Source organism: Bernardetia sp. Wsw4-3y2 (assembly GCF_037126295.1).
Lineage (GTDB): Bacteria > Bacteroidota > Bacteroidia > Cytophagales > Bernardetiaceae > Bernardetia.
The window spans coordinates 4,523,081-4,539,726 of sequence record NZ_CP147017.1 but is presented as its reverse complement, the minus strand read 5'-3'; the positions used below and the strand labels follow the sequence as shown (position 1 = coordinate 4,539,726).

The following is a 16,646-nucleotide window of genomic DNA, read 5'->3' as shown; positions in this document are numbered from 1 at the left end:
GTTGTGTAAGGTAGGATATTTTTGTGGCTAATAATTATTTTTTATAATTATTATATTTAAGGTAAGCAAAAAACGTTCTTTTTTAGTTTTTTTAGATTTATGCCTCGTTCTATTCCAAATATATGCACGTCAGATTGTTATTTGCTTTTACAAAAATGTTTAAAAAAAGTGGTTTTACAAAAAAACAAGTTTAGATTTACCAATAATAAAATTTGATTTATCAAATTATCACTCTAATTATCAAGCACTTTGCTTTATCTATCTTAAAAAAATGATAATTCTATCTATTCTACTTTTCTTAGGAATTATAGTAGTACATTATTTTCTCAATAAAAATGAAATTCTATCAAAAGTGTATGTAAAAGCTTTGATTTTCAAACTTTTTTGTGGATTATTATTATATCAACTTCATTTAAGTTTCAATATTCTTCCTGACCTTATTTTTTATGAGCAAGATATACTTAGATTGAGTGATTATTTTTGGAGTGATACTTTAGGGTATTTGATTTTTTTAGTAACAGGAAAACTAAATCCTGCTTGGATGTATACTTTTGCAACAGAAGGTGAAAGAGCATTTTTCTTTGTTCGATATTTGAGTTTTATGAATCTTTTAGCTGCAAAGAATATGTATTTGACTAATCTTTATAGCTCTCTTATGGCTTTTTTTGGACTTTGGGCGTGTGCAAATCGTTTAGCAAGGTGGTTTATAACCAAAAATGATTCTGATATAAAAATTAAAAAAATAAAATTAGCTCTTTGTATTGGTTTTTTCTTTACTCCTTCGGTTGCTTTTTGGGCATCATCGATGATGAAAGAGAGTTTTCTGTGGCTGATTATGGGATTTTTAATTGCTTTCTTTTTAGATATTTTGAAATTTTTTGAAAGTAAAAATTATAGAATCGTTGGTAAAAATTCTGATAATACAAAAATCAAAACAGAAATAAGTATTTTTACAGGAATTGTTATAAAAACAATTTTATTTTTTGTTCTTATTATTTGTTTGTTTTTACTCAAATACTATTACTTTGCGCTGCTTGTTCCCTTACTTTTTGCTTTTGGAATAAGTTTCTTTGCTAGAAATTATTTTAATAAATCTATTCGCTTTCAGTTTCTTTTATTTTTAGGAGGTTTTGTTTTTATTGTTGGTCTAGCTTCCAATCTTCATCCAAATTTATGGTTTTCTCGGCTAACAGAAGCTATTTTTATTAACCAACAAAATATTTTAGCTACCTCTGACTTTGAGAGTCAAATAAATTTTACATATAGTTATGATTTTGAACCTACTTATCATAATTATCAAAATGGAGAGTATAAAAACTTCCCCACTTATCTTCAGTTATTTGAGCAAAGTCCAAAAGCACTTTTGGCAGGTTTGTTTTTCCCTTTGGAGATTGATTTTTCTACTTTTGGAGCACCTAAATTTAATTTTTATAGATTAGCTTCTGTTATCGAAAACTGGATTATTTTATTTTTCTTCATTCATACTATTTCTATCAAGAAGTTATTTCATCAAATTCGTTCTTTGGTTTTTCCTCAAAAATCTACTTCTAAAAATAATTCTTTAGCTATTTTATGGCTTCTTGGAATATTTTTTTGTTTGGGAATGGCCACGCTTTTAGCCTTATCTGCTCCTAATTTGGGTGCGCTTGTTCGGTATAAAATAGGATTTCTTCCTTTTTTTATTTTCGGTATTTTTATGCGTTTAGATTAATTTTTTATTAATTTGCCATACCAAAATTAATAGTTAATTATAAATGACTAATTATAAATTAAAAAATACTACTCACACACAATAGTTAATGGTTTATGAATAATTATAAATTTCATCTTTTATAAAAAAATTAAAATTAATATAATTCATTTATCACTTACCATTAATAATTAACAATTCTCTATGTCCACTAACTCAAAAACGCCTACACCTACTCTCTTTCAGTCGCTCATTCCTATTCTTGGCTTAATCGTTTTATTAGTATTTAATGTTCTTATTTTTGGTGATAATGCTACTTCTGGTGCAAATCAAGTAGCTTTACTTTTGGCTGGTGCAATAGCAGGTCTAGTAGCTTGGTATCTCAAAATGAGCTGGACACAAGTAATGGATGGTGTTTTGGAAAGTATTAATTCAGCTATGTCTGCTGTTTTGATTTTATTAATGATTGGCGCATTGGCTGGTACTTGGATGCTTAGTGGAATTGTTCCTGCTCTTATTTATTATGGTTTACAAGTTTTGACACCTACTTTTTTCTTAGTGGCTTCTTGTATTGTTTGTGCTTTAGTATCTCTAGGAACGGGAAGTTCTTGGTCGACGATTGCAACAGTGGGGATTGCTCTTCTAGGGATTGGTGCAGCTCTTGGTTTTGATGAAGGTTTGGTAGCAGGTGCAATTATTTCAGGTGCTTACTTTGGAGATAAAATGTCACCTTTATCAGATACAACAAATCTTGCTCCTGCGATGGCTGGCACTGACCTTTTTACGCATATTCGTTATATGCTTTACACTACTGTACCCTCTTTCTCAATTACATTGATTTTATTTTTGATAATTGGATTAATGAGTGAAAATACAGCTTCTGCAAGCAATGTAAACGAAATTATGAGTGCCATTGAAAATAAATTTTCTATAAGTCCTTTTCTTTTTGCTGTTCCTGTTGCTGTTATTGCATTGATTGTAAGTAAAGTACCTGCTTTACCTTCACTTCTAATTGGAAGTGTTTTGGGAGGTATTTTTGCTATTATTTTTCAACCAGAAATCATTGAACAAGTAGCCAATGTAGCTCCTACTTTGGAAAATCTGAATAAAGAACCAGAAACGGCTTATAGAAATATGCGAATATTTGCTTTAGAAAATTTTGGAGGTTATACGGCTGTTATGATGGCAATGTTTGGCGATGTAAGCCTTATTACAGACAGTGAAACAGTAAACGGACTTTTATCTAGTAGTGGAATGAAAGGAATGTTGGGAACAATTTGGTTAATTTTGTGTGCTATGATTTTTGGTGGTGTCATGGATGCTGCTGGAATGCTTGCACGTATTAGCAATGCTGTTATTTCATTGGCTCACTCTACGGGTTCGATGATTGCAGCTACTGTCGGAACTTGTATTGTATTTAACTTAACAGCTTCTGACCAATATTTGGCAGTTGTAGTTCCAGGAAAGATGTATGCAAATGCTTTTCGTAAAAAAGGACTTGCACCTGAAAACCTAAGCCGAACACTAGAAGATTCAGGAACAGTTACATCGGTTTTGATTCCTTGGAATACATGTGGAGCAACACAAGCAGGAGTTTTGAAAGTTGCCACTCTAGATTATGCACCTTATTGTTTCTTTAATATTATTAGCCCTTTTATGAGTATTATTTTTGGTTATGTTGGAATAAAAATCAAAAAAATTAATCCCGAAACAGGAAAAGCTATTAACTAATTTGGAATAAATCATTAAAAGAATTGTCTTTAAATTTTTAAATAAATTCTCAAAACTATTCTCTTTACTAACTTGTTTTTAAAATTCAATATAGAATTTATAGAATTATCATATTTTTTGACTTTCTTTGTTAAAACAAACTCAAAATTCTATATCTTTCAGTTAGTTTTATATCGGCATTTAGCAACGTACTATCCATAAAAAACAATCTATCAATTTAAATAATGAATCAGCTCTGTAATCAGTAGATTTAAACAAATAGCTTCTTCAACTCGCTTTTTGTATAATAATTTTGATTCAAAAGCATATTCAATACCTTAACAAACGCTTTCTCATTTAGTGTTTGCAGTCAGTAATTTTATGAACGAATATATATTTTTCGCACTCTTTACCGTCTTTATCGTCCTTATTCTTTTAGTTGATTTAGGTGTTTTTTCTAAGGAAAATCATATCATATCATTCAAAGAAGCTGCCATTTGGAGTGTATTTTGGATATGTTTGGCTCTAGGTTTTTGGGGCTTTTTAGATTATTATGGCGATTTAATTCATGGTGTAAATAACTATGAAGACGTAGTACAGATTGTAGAAAAATATATTCCCATAGAAGACAGAGCTGGAATTTTGGTAGAAGGTAACTTCGAACAAAGTGTTCAAAATTACAGGGATAGAATGTCTTTAGATTTCATAACAGGCTATTTATTAGAATATTCACTCTCTGTTGATAATATTTTTGTAATTATTTTGATTTTTAGTTCCTTTGGTGTTGCTGAGAAATATTTCAAAAAAGTGCTATTTTGGGGTATTTTAGGAGCAATATTGATGCGTTTTCTATTTATTTTCTTAGGTGCTACTATTATTCAGCATGCTCATTGGGTTTTATATGTCTTTGGAGCTTTCTTGATTTTTACTGGTGGCAAAATGTTTTATGAATTTATAAAAGGTGAGGAAGAAGAAGAAATTGATACGAATGATAGTTGGATAGTAAAATGGACTTCTAAAGTCTTTAATGTTTATCCTCGTTATGTAGGTTCACATTTTTTCATTCCACTTCCTACCTATGAAGAAGGATTATTGACTAAAAGTATCAATAATAAAAAATTAAAAACTAATGAAAACAGAAAACGTAAAAAGAAAATAACTTGGGCTGTTACTCCACTTTTTATTGTTGTTTTGGTTATCGAATTTACAGATTTGATTTTTGCTGTTGATTCTATTCCTGCTATTTTTGCTGTTACACAAGACCCTTATGTAGTCTTTTTCTCCAATATATTTGCTATTTTAGGTTTGCGTTCAATGTTCTTTTTCTTATCAAATATTATGCACCTTTTCCACTATCTCAAACTCGGTTTAGCTTTCCTACTTACTTATATTGGTCTGAAAATGCTTGCAGGAACTTGGCTCAAAACATTTGGTTTTACTAATGAACATTCCATTTTTATTATCTTGGGAATACTTGCTATTAGTATTTTAGCTTCTATAATTTTTCCTCAAAAGGAAGTTACCACTCCTAGTTCTAAAACAGAAGATAAAAGAAATATGAAAAATGTTAGTTAGATAAAAATATATTCGTTTGTAGTCTGCATTTTTTTAGCATTTAATCAATAAGAAATAGAATAATAAAATATTTTAATATTTATTAATTGGTTCTATTGCTCCTTACATATTCTTGCAATAGATTTTTTTGTACATTTGAAAAACTCAAATTAAAACATTCTATTCTCATTTTATGCGACACGAACCTATAAAAAGTAACCTTTTCGTAAAAAATCGTAAAAAATTTACAAAAGGCTTACTCTCCAATTCAATTGCTATTTTTAACTCAAATGATATTATGCCAACTAGTGCTGATGGCACTATGCCTTTTGTGCAGCATTCAGATATTTATTATTTGACAGGAATTGACCAAGAAGAAACCATTTTAGTTCTTTTTCCAGATGCAAAAGAGGAAAAATATAGAGAAGTTCTTTTTGTTAAAGAGACCAATGACCATATTAAAGTTTGGGAAGGAGAAAAGCTCACTAAAGAAGCAGCCACCAAACAATCAGGTATACAAACAGTATTTTGGACAAGTCAATTTTGGTCTATTTTGCAGCAGTTTTTGATTTTCCCTGCTCAAAATGTCTATCTAACCACCAACGAACATACTAGACAAAGTGTTGAAGTAGAAACTCGTGATGACCGTTTTCGTAAAGAAATACAGCATCGCTTTCCTTTGCATACCTATCAAAGAAGCGCACCTATTTTACAAAACATTCGTGCTATAAAGGAAAAAACTGAAATAGAATTGATGCGTCATGCCTGTAGTATTACTGAAAAAGGTTTCCGTCGTTTGCTTTCTTTTGTAAAACCAAATGTGATGGAATATGAGATTGAAGCCGAACTTTTACATGAATTTGTAAGAAATCGTTCTAAAGGTTTTGCTTATGAGCCAATTATTGCAGCAGGAGAAAACTCTTGTGTTTTGCACTATGTTCAGAATGATAATATCTGTAAAAAAGGAGACATTATTTTGTTAGACATTGGTGCAGAATATGCAGGTTATGCGTCGGATATGTCACGAACAATTCCTGTAAGTGGAAAGTACACAAAACGTCAAAAAGAGGTTTATAATGCTGTTTTGCGTGTTCAGCGTGCTGCCATGAAACTTCTTAATCCTTCAAATACATTAAATGAATACCACAAAGAAGTGGGAAATTTGATGGAAAAAGAATTGATTGGATTAGGGCTTTTAGATAAAAAAGAAGTTAAAAATCAAGACCCAAATAATCCATTGTATAAGCAATATTTTATGCACGGAACAACACATCATTTAGGAATTAATGTTCACGATTATGGTGCTTTTGATAGAAAAATAGAAGCTGGAATGGTCTTTACTGTTGAACCTGGTATCTATATTCCTAAAGAAAAAATTGGTATTCGTCTTGAAAATGATATTGTCATTACAAAAAATGGTTATGATGACTTAATGGGCAATATTCCTATTGAAGTAGAAGAAATTGAAGATTTGATGAATAAAAAATAAGAAAAATAAAAAGAGTTAGATAATTTTTTGTCTAACTCTTTTTTTTGAAGTTAATGTGTCGTCCTAACATAGCATTACACAACCAATTTTATTATGGTACATTTATGTTAAAGCCAAACTTTCCCATAACTTTAGTTATGGGTTTCATTGTTAATACTTTAATTAATTTCTATTCCTTAGTTAAGTTCATCCATGAAAATTAATTATTTTAATTCATTAATAATCAATAGGTTAGACTCACACCTTATAAAAAATCAATAAAAAACACTTTTTTTTCAAAGAAAAATTTGTCTATATCAAAAGAAGATACTACCTTTGTATCACCAAAGAAAAACAAGCCTTCTTAGCTCAGCTGGTAGAGCAATTGATTTGTAATCAATAGGTCAACGGTTCGATCCCGTTAGAAGGCTCAGAAAAACCTTTCAATAAATTTGAAAGGTTTTTTTATGTTTTTTTTATGAATCATTGTAAAAACAGTCCTATAAATAAAAAGCCTAAAGCTTCAGTGATAAACTGAAGTTTTAGGCTTTTTCTATGCTATAAAGAAATATTTTATTGCTTACTAATACCTTCTAAGCAAATTACTAATACCTGCCAAGAGATCATTTATTTCTACACCTATTCCGTCCAAAACAAGAACAATATAAGAAAAAACATCCATTACTAGAGGCATAAGCAATGATTTTTCTCTGATTTCAGCTTCTTGAAAAAGACCAATATCTATACAAAGAACCATTACAAGACCAATTACAAAACAATATTTGACGAGACTAAAAATAGCTCCTATAAATGAATCAGCAGAACCGAAAAGCGTAAATCGTAGAAATTTTCTACCCAAATTTCCTAAAAATTCCATCAGAAGAGCTAACAGAATAGTAACAATAAGAAAGGTTAGAAAAGGAGTCGTTGTTTTGGAAAATTTTCCTACTACATCACTTTCTTGCAGAGAGTTAAAACCCAAATATGTACCTGTCATTACCCAATAGACAATAAAAATAAGTATAAATAAAGATAACAGTTCTACAATAATTCCTTTTAGATAGCCTTGATATGCACCAAAACCAAGAAGCAAAAGTAAGATTACGTCTCCAATTTTGAAGGAATAATCCCAAAATGATTTGTCTGCTGCACCGATTTCTAAGAGAAGATTTAACATAGGTAATTGATTATGCTGTAATTAATACTATAATTTTTGTTTTATATAAAGTTACTACAACGAAAAATATAAAATTAAAGTCAAAAAATGCTTACTAAATAGTTTGAAAATTGTGATACACTCGTAAATCTATTGAAAGATAAGCAATTTTACAATAAAAAAGCTAACTAAGTTTTCTAAAAAATAGGTTCAGGTATAGTTTTGTTAGCCTTTTTATGATTTATTTCAGTTTAATGCTATTTATCAAAACAAGTTTTAGAAAAAAAAATACAATTGTAATCCATTTTTCTATATTTTTCTAATGTTGAAAATTTGCACTATAAAAAGTTTTTTGTATCTTTATTAAAGCTGTTATATTTCACATCTTATCGCAACTTTTTAATAAAAGTAGATTATCCTTCCTAATTTCTATACTCCTTATAAAATGAAACTACTATGACAACAATTTTGGAAAAAACAAATCTCTTGGAAAGAATAAAGCAAGATTTAAAACAAACAAATGTAGATATCAGCAATCTGAAACGTAGTATTGAAAATAATACGAGTAAAGATAATCTAAACGACTTTGAGGACATTATGCCTCCAACTGATGATGTAAATGTCAGAGTAGCACAGATGTACCGTGTTCTGTCTTTTTATGGAAATAATGGAAATGAAAAGCCAATTTGGAATGAGTTAAGAAATTGCTTCACTCCTTCTGCTATTATGACAAATAATACATTTGGTGAGCCTATTCGTTTGTCTGTTGATAGATTTATCAGTTTGTTTCGTTCACAAATTCAACAAAATGACTTTCCTCCCTTTTATGTTCGTGAACTCAATTATAAAATTGAACAGTTTGGCAATATTGCACAGCGTTTTGGTGGTTTTGAAATCTGTTATTATGATTCAAATATTGAAAATAAAAAAGGAATGGCAAGCATTGAACTGTTATTTATAAAAGGAGATTGGAAAATTAATTCTATGATTTGGCAAGAAGAAACCGAATATTTTAAATTACCTATTCGTTTTATTCTATAAAAAAAATTATTGGTTATCTTACAATATTCATGAGATATGTTAAAAACTATCGATAAGACACCAACAACTTTCAAGAGGAAAATGACTAGATAGAATAATTAATGTCTTTTAAAAATACTCTACTTCCATCTATCCACAAGATTTTACTTTTCATCAAAATAATTTCTTGTGGTTTTTTTATATTTTCACTTATCAAAAAATGAGTTTTCAGATTTCCTTCTTTATCTGTACAAAGTAAATAATTTTCATTTTGCTGTTTTTCATTTTCTACTAAATAACTACAAATCAAATAACTTTCATTTTCTGTATAAAGAATAGAGTTTTGAATATTTTGATTTGTCTTCTTAAACACAAAATTTGAAATATCCTTATAATTTGGATGACTTATTAGATACTCATCAGTAGAATAAAAATACTGTTTTACTTTGGATTTCAGATTATAATATTCTTCTTCAATGGCTTCTATTTGTTCTTTATCTGTATAAATTTCTATTTCTAAATTAGGTTTTAGAGGAACAGAGTAGTAATTGGATTGTAGAGAAAAGGCTACTTTGGTTTCATTCTGATTATCTTCTTCTATAACTCCGTAATAACTTACTTCTTCCAATTCCCAGATTGTTTCAAAATCTGTATTTAGAGCCTTCAAGCCCTTTGCAAGTGGCATTTCATGTTGAAAATCAATTTCTGATAATAAAATAGTTTCATCAAAAAAAGTAAGAAGTGTTTGAGTAGCTTCCATTTCAGCCATTGCTACAATTTCTTTTTTGTAGTTGTGCAAGATAAGAAGTTGAGATATATTTTTTTGTTCTTGCTTTTCTCTGATTTCTAAAACTATTAAATCACTTTTTGGATCAGGAAAAACACGCCAAATTTTTTGATTTACTGCTTTTGGTTTAAAAGAATATAATCTATTATTTTCATCATATTCTATTTCAACATTTACCATTTATAATTCATCATTTGCAATTCATAATTCATTTTCTAGTTGTCTAATTGTAACCCAAAACGTCGCATAGCTTCATTTATTAGAGGAAACTCTTTCACCAAAACGTCTAGCTTTTCTTGTTCTGATAATGCTTTTACAGGTATTTGTTTTTCTATATGTTGGTCTATAATTTCTATTTGCACAAAATCATTATCCAAATTATTGGCTAAATGAGGATTTAGTGCAATTCTGATAGTAGAAAATTCGGAACGCAACGCAATATTATTGAGTAATTCTACTTTAATAATTGGTGATTTTTCTACTACTAATTTTGCATTGATTAGACTTCCTGCAAAAGCTGAAGGACTTGATTTGAAAAACTCTTTCCAAACTTTTTGAGCTTTTGCTGTATCAAAACTAGAATTTCGGTCAGCTTGTGAATTGACTCCTTTCTTTTCTTCTACTTTACTTTCAACAACTACTTTCTTTTGAATTTTGACATTTGTTGTAACCTTTGGTGTTTTCTTCCAAGGTATATCTTCTGTATTTTTTGCTAGAGCTGGATTTTGATATGAAGTAGTTGTCTTTGATATAGAATTTTGTTCTTCTGATGAATTTTGAGATTTAGCTAGTCTTTTTTTTTTAAATCTTCCACCAGTTGAGGAATAGAAAGTGCAGCCATTACATGAGAAAGTTTTAAAAGTGTCATTTCTACATGAAGACGCTGATTTTTGCTATTTTTATATCCCAACTCACAGGCAGAAGCTAAATTAAGAGCTGACATCAAAAACGAAAAAGAAGATGCAGCAGCTTGAGATTTATATTTTTCTTTTATCGATTCTGAAAGTTCTAGTAAAGAAACTGTTGCAGCATCTTTTGAAACGAGCAAATCACGTAAATGCTCACAAAGACCAACTACAAAATTATGTCCGTCAAACCCTTTTTTCAATATTTCATCAAAAATAAGTAAGGCTTCAGTATGGTTTCTACTCAAAAAGGCATCTGTCAATTTAAAGTAATAATCATAATCCAAGACATGCAAATTATCGATAGCACGAACATAAGTTAGTTTTCTGTCAGGTGAAAACGTAACTAACATATCAAAAATAGAAAGAGCATCACGCAAAGCACCGTCAGCTTTTCTTCCGATAAGCTGTAAAGCCTCTTCTTCTGCTTCTACATTTTCTTTGATAGCAATTTTTTCCAAATGACGAGCTACATCATTGGGCTGAATTCTATTAAAATCAAAAATCTGACAACGAGAAAGAATAGTAGGAATGATTTTGTGTTTTTCTGTCGTTGCCAAAATAAAGATAGCATACGAAGGTGGCTCTTCCAAAGTCTTCAAAAAAGCATTAAAGGCTTGATTGGAAAGCATGTGAACCTCATCAATAATATAGACTTTCTTTTTTCCAGCCTGAGGAGGATAACGCACTTGCTCAATTAGATTACGAATATCTTCAACTGAGTTATTCGAAGCTGCATCTAGTTCACTAATATTAAGCGAATTACCACTATTAAAAGATTTACATGACGTACACTCATCGCAAGGTTCTGTTTCTGGCGTAATATTCAAACAATTGATTGTCTTTGCCAAAATACGAGAACAAGTTGTTTTACCAACACCACGAGGGCCACAAAACAAAAAAGCCTGTGCAAGTTGGCTTGAGCGAATTGCATTTTTGAGAGTATCCGTAATGTGAGATTGTCCGACGACAGCATCAAAAGTATCTGGGCGATACTTACGTGCCGAAACTACATAATTTTCCATTCCACGAAGTTACGAAGAAATTTATGTTTTTGATAGTTATTTTTTACTAATTTGGTTAGAAGCTGGTAACTAAAATAGATTTTGATTTTAAAAATTGCTAGTCTTTAGTATTTTTGAGATTGTTATACTAAAATGTAAATAAAATTTAATTCTTTCTCAAAAATTTCTGAACTTTACAGATTAAACACATTGTTACAAAAATAATTTACTGATAACTGTTTACTGGTAACTGATAACTGAACAAATGAAAGAACTTAGCAACACCTACCAACCCACCGAGATAGAAGACAAGTGGTATGAATACTGGCTTGAAAATGGATTTTTTGAAGCTCAAGTAAATCCTGAAAAAGAATCTTATACTGTCGTTATTCCTCCACCAAATGTTACAGGTGTCCTTCACATGGGACACATGCTCAACAATACCATTCAAGATATTTTGGTGCGTCGTGCCAGAATGCAGGGATTTGAGGCTCTTTGGGTACCAGGGACTGACCACGCATCTATCGCTACGGAGGCTAAAGTAGTTCGTTTGCTTCGTGAACAAGGAATCAAAAAATCTGACCTTAGCCGAGAAGAATTTTTGAATCATGCTTATGAGTGGAAAGATAAATACGGTGGAATCATTCTTGAGCAGCTCAAAAAACTAGGGGCTAGTTGTGATTGGAATCGTACAGGTTTTACAATGGATGAAGGTTATTATAAAGCCGTTATTCGTGTTTTTGTTGATATGTATAAAAAAGGCTATATCTATCGTAGCCTGAGAATGGTAAACTGGGATTGTGAAGCTCAGACAACTATTTCAAATGAAGAAATAATCTATAAAGAAGAAGGCGAAAGAGCATTTTTATATCATACAAAATATGAATTAGAAGACGGAGGAACAATCACAATAGCAACACAAAGACCTGAAACAATTATGGGTGATGTTGCCATTGCTGTAAATCCAACCGATGAGCGTTTCAAACATTTAATAGGTAAAAATGCAATTGTTCCTTTTATTGGTCGTAAAATTCCAATTATTGGAGATGAGTATGTAGAAATAGATTTTGGAACAGGATTATTGAAAGTTACGCCTGCACACGATCCAAATGACTACGAAATCGGACAAAGACATAATTTACCAGTTATTGATACAATTAATGACGATGGAACTTTAAACGATAAATGTGAAATGCCAGAAATGGTAGGAAAAGACCGTTTTGAGGTTCGTAAATTGATTACAAAGAAATTAGAAGAAGCAGGTTTATTAGTAGAAAAAGAAGAAGTTGTTTCAAGAATCGGTCGTTCTGAACGCACAGGAAGCGTTGTTGAGCCAAAATTATCGTTGCAATGGTTTATCAAAATGAAAGAAATTTCTGCGACGGCTTTAGAAGTTGTTGAGAAAGATGAAATCATTTTACACCCTGCAAAATTCAAAAATACATACCGTCATTGGATGGAAAATGTAAGAGATTGGTGTATTTCTCGTCAGCTTTGGTGGGGACATCAAATTCCTGCTTATTTCTACGGAGATGGAGATGATGATTTTGTTGTAGCTGAAACTAAGGAAGAAGCTCTGCAATTAATCAAAGAAAAAACTGGAAAAGAAGTAACTGAAAATGACATTCGTCAAGACGACGATGTTTTGGATACGTGGGCTTCTTCGTGGCTTTGGCCTATCGCTGTTTTTGATGGATTTAATGATGAATGTTTTGACAAAGAAACAGGAAAAATTGATTTATCTAAAAATAAAGAATTAGACTTTTTCTATCCTACACAAGTTTTGGTAACTGCTCCAGAGATTTTATTCTTTTGGGTAGCCCGAATGATAATTGCAGGTTACGAATATACAGGCAAACGTCCGTTTAAAGATGTTTATTTGACAGGAATTGTACGAGATAAGCAAGGTAGAAAAATGTCTAAGTCATTAGGAAATTCGCCTGACCCATTAGATTTAATCAAACAGTATGGTGCTGATGGTGTTCGTGTAGGAATGCTTTTCTCTTCTCCAGCAGGAAATGATTTGCCTTTTGATGAGAAATTATGCTTTCAAGGAAGTAAATTTTCTAATAAAATATGGAATGCTTTCTTACTTTTGAAGTCCCTTGAACAAACAAGTGATGCTATTCCACAAGGAAATCAAGTGGCAATAAATTGGTTTGAAGCAAAATTAAATCAGTCTTTGACAGAAATTGAGAATCATTATAAAGAATATCGTATTTCTGATGCGCTTTTGGGGGTTTATAAATTGATTTGGGACGAATTCTGCTCTAATTATTTAGAAATGATAAAGCCTGCCTACGGTTCTCCAATTGATAAAGGAACATACAATAAAACAATTGAGTTTTTCGAAACACTCATGAAAATTTTACATCCTTTTATGCCATTTATCACAGAAGAGCTTTGGCATTTATTAAACGAAAGAGGAGAAAAAGAAGCGATTATAGTTGCAGAATATCCAAAGGTAAAAGAATTTGATGCTTCTATTTTAGAGAAAACAGAACAGATTTTTGAAATAGTTTCTCAGGTTGGAAAGGTTAGAAATGCTAAAAGTATTCCTCCAAAAGAAAAATTAGATTTATTTGTCAAGGTTGCAAATACTACTTCTGATTCTAGTTTTTATGATGAGTATCTTTCTCTGATTCAGAAATTAGCAGGAGTTGATAAAATCAATTTTACAGACGAAAAGCCAAATCCAGCTATGAGTTTTGTAGTAAAAGGAGATGAGTTTTCTGTTCCAGTTCAAATCAATGTAGAAGAAGAACGTCAGAACTTAGAGAAAGAAATCAAATATACAAAAGGCTTTTTGGTAAGTGTTGATAAAAAACTTTCAAATGAGCGTTTTGTAAATAATGCCAAACCTGATATTATTGAAAAAGAACGTCAAAAGAAAGCTGACGCAGAAGCCAAAATTAAAGCTTTGGAAGAAGCTTTATTAAGTTTGGTTAATTGATTAATAATATATACGAACAGTTTATAAAACGAATAAACTGTTCGTATAAACCAAACACAATTTATTTATGTTAGCATTCAGTTTATATGGATTATATAGCTTATTTTATGAATTATTTGTTCTACTTTTACCATTTTATGGCATAGGAGTTATTTTTTCTATCATATCTCTAATTGATATTTTGAAAAATAAATTTGAAGATAATGAGAAATTAATTTGGGTTATTGTGGTGTTAGGGAGTAATTTTTTATTTGTTTTTAATATCATTTCAAATATTTTGTATTATGAAATAGGACGTAAACAAAAAATAGAATAATTTCTTTTCTACTTTTTATTTCTCCAAAAGCCATTCCAACATTCCTTCAAAAGCCTTTTCTCTAACTATTTTTGAAGATAAAAATATATCGTGCATCGCATTTTCTACTTCTAATAAAGTAACTTTATCACCTAGTTTTGCACCTCTTTCTTTTATATCTTCTACATCTAAAACAATATCTTTTCGCATAGCTTCTTCTGAAAATTTGGAAAGTTTGGTAGAAGCAGAAGAGTGCATAACCAAAACGGGAACTTGAATAGCTGAGTGTTTTTGTAATCTTTCGTGTGCCTCATCAATTGCCAAAACCCATTTGAAATAAGTAGGAAAGCCTTTTGTATATTTCCATTTCAAATTAAAATCCCATTCTCCCTTAAAATCTTTGTGAATACTTTGCACATAAACAGGCGAAAGCATATTATTGATATAGGTATAATCTGAAAATAAAGTAAGCATATTACAAGCAGCTAAAGTAGCATTCTTTTTAAACTCAGAATCATAGAAATCTAAAAAGGGAGAGTTTAGGATAAGCCCACTTATTTTACTTTTTTCTTCTCCAAAATTAGCATAACTAGATGCTGTAAGTCCTCCAGTAGAATGTCCAAATAGATAAATAGGCGACTGACTTTTTTCATAAATCTGATTAATTGCCATCGTTATTTCCTCAAAATATTCTGTAATAGATTTACAATAGTTTTCTCTTTGATGAGGAAGCCACGAACGCCCATATTTACGAAGGTCTAGCGCATAAAAATCAAATCCATTTTCAATAAACTGTTCAGCTACATGAGGATGAAAAAAATAATCGATGTAACCATGAATATAAATTATACTTTTTCTATTTCCTGTGTTGGCATTACAAGAAACAAGTGTAGCAATTACTTTTCCTTCGTAATCATCTTTTAAATTTAGAATTTGGGTAGTAAAGTCTTTTTCTAAGTTCATTTTTTTATAGCTAATTGTTTTTTTTTGTTTTTTTTTGCAAAATACAAAAAAGATTGATTTAAGTGTATCGTTTTAAATTTTGACTTTATAGGACAATAAGAATTATTATATTTGTCCTTCAAACCAATTTTTAATACTAAAACACACCATGAAAAAATTAAGAATCGCTTTAGATTGGACTCCAAACATCAATCATATCGGAATTTTTGTAGCAAAAGAACTAGGATTTTACAAAGAATTGGAGATAGAAACAACCATTATAAATCCTTTAGAGGATAATTATGCTCTTACTCCTGGTAAAAAATTAGAGCTAAATGAAACTGATTTTGCTATTGCACCTTTCGAAACTGTGATTAGTCTAAACAACAAAAAAAATGTAGTTGATGCTATTGCTGTTTTCGCCATTTTGCAAGAAGATATTAGCAGTATTGTAACATTAAAATCTTCAAAAATAGATAGACCTCAACTTTTAGATGGAAAAATTTATGCTTCTTATAAAGCACGTTATGAAGACTATATTGTGAAAGAAATGGTAAAAAATGATGGAGGAACTGGAGATATTGAATTAGTATATCCTGAAAAGCTAGGAATTTGGAATATTTTATTAGAAAACAAAGCTGATGCAACATGGATATTCAATAATTGGGAAGGTATAGAAGCTGAATCCAAGAATGTAGAACTCAATAAATTTTCTTTAGGTAACTTTGATATTCCTTATTGTTATTCTCCTGTCATTATTACAAAAAATAGTAATTTGAACAAACAAAAAGAGGAATATTCAAATTTTATAAAAGCCACTCAAAAAGGATATTTATACGCCATAGAAAATAAATTAGAAGCTATAAAAATCCTAGAAAAACACCTAACAGAATACGATAAGCAAAATGTTGATTTAGAAAAGTCAATTAATTTTACGGCTCCATATTTTAAAACTGATTCAGAATGTGGTTCTATGAAACCCAAAAGAGTAAATTCATTCTTGAATTGGCTTGTTGATAACAAACTAGAAAATGAGCGAATTCTTCATCAAGATTTATTTACAAATGAATTTCTAAAACTAGAAAAACAATTTTCTTAGCATAACGTTATCGGAGTAATTTTATGTTTATAAAAAGATAGAATTACTTTTTTTATGTAACAC

At 30.3% G+C, this 16,646-nt stretch carries 13 protein-coding genes and 1 tRNA gene; 9 read left to right on the top strand and 5 right to left on the bottom strand.

Annotated features, from left to right (window positions below):
• Positions 1 to 271: 271 nt before the first annotated feature.
• The 5 genes from V9L05_RS19030 (at position 272) to V9L05_RS19010 (ending at position 6,853) form a co-directional block, all read left to right on the top strand.
• A complete protein-coding gene (locus tag V9L05_RS19030) occupies positions 272 to 1,711 on the top strand; it encodes a hypothetical protein (protein ID WP_338813480.1) in 1,440 nt (479 codons plus the stop codon).
• Positions 1,712 to 1,894: 183 nt separating this feature from the next.
• Positions 1,895 to 3,421 (top strand): Na+/H+ antiporter NhaC, encoded by a 1,527-nt coding sequence (gene nhaC, locus V9L05_RS19025; protein WP_338813479.1) that lies wholly within the window; start codon positions 1,895 to 1,897, stop codon positions 3,419 to 3,421.
• 360 nt (positions 3,422 to 3,781) lie between these two features.
• Positions 3,782 to 4,975, top strand: a complete 1,194-nt coding sequence (locus tag V9L05_RS19020) for a TerC/Alx family metal homeostasis membrane protein (RefSeq protein WP_338813477.1) — start codon at positions 3,782 to 3,784, stop codon at positions 4,973 to 4,975.
• Positions 4,976 to 5,147: 172 nt separating this feature from the next.
• Positions 5,148 to 6,443 (top strand): aminopeptidase P family protein, encoded by a 1,296-nt coding sequence (locus tag V9L05_RS19015; RefSeq protein ID WP_338813476.1) that lies wholly within the window; start codon positions 5,148 to 5,150, stop codon positions 6,441 to 6,443.
• Between the two features lie 337 nt (positions 6,444 to 6,780).
• Positions 6,781 to 6,853: transfer RNA gene (locus V9L05_RS19010), tRNA-Thr, on the top strand.
• 152 nt (positions 6,854 to 7,005) lie between these two features.
• Here V9L05_RS19010 and V9L05_RS19005 read toward each other — a convergent pair.
• Positions 7,006 to 7,599 (bottom strand): CvpA family protein, encoded by a 594-nt coding sequence (locus tag V9L05_RS19005; RefSeq protein ID WP_338813475.1) that lies wholly within the window; start codon positions 7,597 to 7,599, stop codon positions 7,006 to 7,008.
• Positions 7,600 to 8,034: 435 nt separating this feature from the next.
• Here V9L05_RS19005 and V9L05_RS19000 point away from each other — a divergent pair, with 435 nt between their 5' ends.
• Positions 8,035 to 8,619 (top strand): hypothetical protein, encoded by a 585-nt coding sequence (locus V9L05_RS19000; RefSeq protein WP_338791865.1) that lies wholly within the window; start codon positions 8,035 to 8,037, stop codon positions 8,617 to 8,619.
• A gap of 85 nt (positions 8,620 to 8,704) precedes the next feature.
• Here V9L05_RS19000 and V9L05_RS18995 read toward each other — a convergent pair whose 3' ends face one another.
• From V9L05_RS18995 to V9L05_RS18985, 3 genes are all read right to left on the bottom strand, one after another.
• Positions 8,705 to 9,565, bottom strand: coding sequence for a hypothetical protein (locus V9L05_RS18995; RefSeq protein WP_338813474.1), 861 nt, complete (start codon positions 9,563 to 9,565; stop codon positions 8,705 to 8,707).
• A 35-nt stretch (positions 9,566 to 9,600) separates the two neighbouring features.
• Positions 9,601 to 9,819, bottom strand: a complete 219-nt coding sequence (locus tag V9L05_RS18990; RefSeq protein WP_338791867.1) for a hypothetical protein — start codon at positions 9,817 to 9,819, stop codon at positions 9,601 to 9,603.
• 353 nt (positions 9,820 to 10,172) lie between these two features.
• The gene (locus V9L05_RS18985; protein WP_338791868.1) at positions 10,173 to 11,315 is read right to left on the bottom strand and encodes a DNA polymerase III subunit gamma/tau; all 1,143 of its coding nucleotides are present in this window, start codon (positions 11,313 to 11,315) and stop codon (positions 10,173 to 10,175) included.
• A gap of 244 nt (positions 11,316 to 11,559) precedes the next feature.
• On the opposite strand from V9L05_RS18985, the gene V9L05_RS18980 reads away from it, so the two are divergent.
• Together V9L05_RS18980 and V9L05_RS18975 are read left to right on the top strand one after the other, a co-directional pair.
• A complete protein-coding gene (locus V9L05_RS18980) occupies positions 11,560 to 14,247 on the top strand; it encodes a valine--tRNA ligase (RefSeq protein WP_338813473.1) in 2,688 nt (895 codons plus the stop codon).
• 67 nt (positions 14,248 to 14,314) lie between these two features.
• The gene (locus V9L05_RS18975; protein WP_338813472.1) at positions 14,315 to 14,563 is read left to right on the top strand and encodes a hypothetical protein; all 249 of its coding nucleotides are present in this window, start codon (positions 14,315 to 14,317) and stop codon (positions 14,561 to 14,563) included.
• Between the two features lie 15 nt (positions 14,564 to 14,578).
• On the opposite strand, the gene V9L05_RS18970 is transcribed toward V9L05_RS18975, so the two are convergent.
• The gene (locus tag V9L05_RS18970; protein WP_338813471.1) at positions 14,579 to 15,505 is read right to left on the bottom strand and encodes an alpha/beta hydrolase; all 927 of its coding nucleotides are present in this window, start codon (positions 15,503 to 15,505) and stop codon (positions 14,579 to 14,581) included.
• 148 nt (positions 15,506 to 15,653) lie between these two features.
• Here V9L05_RS18970 and V9L05_RS18965 point away from each other — a divergent pair, with 148 nt between their 5' ends.
• Positions 15,654 to 16,583 carry an ABC transporter substrate-binding protein gene (locus V9L05_RS18965; protein WP_338813470.1) on the top strand — a complete coding sequence of 310 codons (930 nt, stop codon included), beginning with the start codon at positions 15,654 to 15,656 and terminating at the stop codon, positions 16,581 to 16,583.
• Positions 16,584 to 16,646: the final 63 nt, after the last annotated feature.

What these genes read in the sequence shown, in the direction of transcription:
- V9L05_RS19005 (WP_338813475.1), bottom strand. Translation starts at nt 7,599, where the DNA reads ATGTTAAATCTTCTCTTAGAAATCGGTGCAGCAGACAAATCATTTTGG.
- V9L05_RS19015 (WP_338813476.1), top strand. Translation starts at nt 5,148, where the DNA reads ATGCGACACGAACCTATAAAAAGTAACCTTTTCGTAAAAAATCGTAAA.
- V9L05_RS18975 (WP_338813472.1), top strand. Translation starts at nt 14,315, where the DNA reads ATGTTAGCATTCAGTTTATATGGATTATATAGCTTATTTTATGAATTA.
- V9L05_RS18965 (WP_338813470.1), top strand. Translation starts at nt 15,654, where the DNA reads ATGAAAAAATTAAGAATCGCTTTAGATTGGACTCCAAACATCAATCAT.
- V9L05_RS18980 (WP_338813473.1), top strand. Translation starts at nt 11,560, where the DNA reads ATGAAAGAACTTAGCAACACCTACCAACCCACCGAGATAGAAGACAAG.
- V9L05_RS19030 (WP_338813480.1), top strand. Translation starts at nt 272, where the DNA reads ATGATAATTCTATCTATTCTACTTTTCTTAGGAATTATAGTAGTACAT.
- V9L05_RS19020 (WP_338813477.1), top strand. Translation starts at nt 3,782, where the DNA reads ATGAACGAATATATATTTTTCGCACTCTTTACCGTCTTTATCGTCCTT.
- V9L05_RS18985 (WP_338791868.1), bottom strand. Translation starts at nt 11,315, where the DNA reads ATGGAAAATTATGTAGTTTCGGCACGTAAGTATCGCCCAGATACTTTT.
- V9L05_RS19000 (WP_338791865.1), top strand. Translation starts at nt 8,035, where the DNA reads ATGACAACAATTTTGGAAAAAACAAATCTCTTGGAAAGAATAAAGCAA.
- nhaC (WP_338813479.1), top strand. Translation starts at nt 1,895, where the DNA reads ATGTCCACTAACTCAAAAACGCCTACACCTACTCTCTTTCAGTCGCTC.
- V9L05_RS18995 (WP_338813474.1), bottom strand. Translation starts at nt 9,565, where the DNA reads ATGGTAAATGTTGAAATAGAATATGATGAAAATAATAGATTATATTCT.
- V9L05_RS18970 (WP_338813471.1), bottom strand. Translation starts at nt 15,505, where the DNA reads ATGAACTTAGAAAAAGACTTTACTACCCAAATTCTAAATTTAAAAGAT.